Annotated in this window: 3 protein-coding genes; 2 read left to right on the forward strand and 1 reads right to left on the reverse strand. The window is 69.7% G+C overall.

Features of this window, described 5'->3' with window-relative positions; translation table 11 throughout:
- A partial coding sequence (locus K6I34_RS36960; protein ID WP_229332388.1) for a hypothetical protein occupies nt 1-332 on the reverse strand: 332 nt, incomplete at its 3' end.
- 273 nt (nt 333-605) lie between these two features.
- Between K6I34_RS36960 and K6I34_RS36965 the strand changes: the two genes are divergently transcribed.
- Complete coding sequence (locus K6I34_RS36965; RefSeq protein ID WP_229332389.1) at nt 606-770, forward strand: hypothetical protein; 165 nt, start codon at nt 606-608, stop codon at nt 768-770.
- Nucleotides 771-803: 33 nt separating this feature from the next.
- A complete protein-coding gene (locus tag K6I34_RS36970; protein ID WP_229332390.1) occupies nt 804-1,268 on the forward strand; it encodes a hypothetical protein in 465 nt (154 codons plus the stop codon).
- The last annotated feature ends 139 nt before the right edge of the window (nt 1,269-1,407 follow it).

Below are 1,407 nucleotides of genomic sequence, written 5' to 3' on the forward strand. Positions count from 1 at the left end.
AGCGCGGATGAGTAGTGGCCGGTCTCGTCCCGCAGCAGTTCGACGAACTGCGGATACTCACCACCGACCACCGACAACAGGGCGGAGGCGGCTCCGTCGGCGTACGCACGCGCCGCGTTCTCGTACAAGGCGGCGATCTCGTGCTGGTGCACTTCGAGGTGGGACTGGAGCCGGGCCAGCGCGATCCTGTGGGGGTTGACCATGTACTTCCCCGGAATGCTGAGCAGACCTTCCACCGGCCGCACCCGTCCGGGCTGGAAGTTCCATAAGGCGGCGCGGGCCGCTTGGTCGGCGGCCCGGGTTTCGCGGGCGGCAGCTCCGAGAGCGGCCACGCTCTCCTTCAGGCTGTCGAACCACGCGATGGTGGGTTGGAGCAGCGGGAGGGTTCTCGTTGGCTGAGACCGCACCAGCACCGGTCGTGGTGGAGCCACCAACCGCGTTCGCCTCTCCGTTGACCCTCATCCTCGACGAGGAGCGCACGGGCGGGCGGAGCCTGGAAGAAGCACTCTTCCTCAGCTTTACCGCCGATCTCGGCTTCTTCGAGGAGGTCGCCCTCGGCGTCACCCAGGCCACCGGTGCACGCGTCACCGTGGTGGGAGATGTCCATGGCCCGGAACGCCCCCCGCTCCGTCCGGCGGGCCGGCGGCAGCTACCTCGCCGGTCTGGCATACGCCCACGGTCCCGCGTTCCATCCCAAGCTGATGGTCCTCGCCGGACCGGAGCACGCCACCATCGCCCTCGGCTCCGGCAACACCACGCTGGCCGGGTAGCAGGCCAACGCCGAACTGTGGACGGTTCTGCGGGTGGACGGCGAGCAGAGTCCCACCGCGGTTCGGGAGCTGTCGGCATGGCTGCGCGACCTCCCGGAAAAGGTGAGGTTCTCCGCCGGAGTGCCACAGGCGCTGGGTCGGGTCGCAGCACTGCTGGACCGGCTCCACCGCGACAGGACGCCCACGGCGCCACGGGTCCGCGTCGTCAGCAGTCTGCGTTCGCCGATCATCGATCAGCTGCCGCAGGGGCCCGTCGGTGAACTGGCCGTGTTCGCGCCCTTCTACGACCGGCGCTCGATGGCACTGCGGCGGTTGCTCGAACGCTTCCGTCCGAGCCGGTTCACCCTCGCCTACCAGCCCGGGCTCAGTGATCTCGACGGTCCGTCGGTCGCCGCCCTGGTGAAGGAGTACGACGGACGCGTCATCAGCGACAACGACCAGCGGTACCGCCACGGAAACTCGTCGAGTGGGTCTCCGAGGGGCGGCGGTGGGCCCTGACCGGCAGCCCGAACCTCTCCGCCGCGGCCCTGCTGCTTTCCCAGGGCGACGGCGGCAACTGCGAACTCGGCATCATCGCCCCCATCACCGCCACCCTCCTTCCGGACGGCACCGACGCGCCCGCCGCCCGGTTGCACAC

This window comes from Streptomyces sp. UNOC14_S4 (assembly GCF_020740835.1).
Taxonomy (GTDB): Bacteria; Actinomycetota; Actinomycetes; order Streptomycetales; family Streptomycetaceae; genus Streptomyces.

Bases quoted from the DNA above. Each gene is read 5' to 3' on its own strand.
- K6I34_RS36965 (WP_229332389.1), top strand. From the start codon at position 606: ATGGCCCGGAACGCCCCCCGCTCCGTCCGGCGGGCCGGCGGCAGCTAC.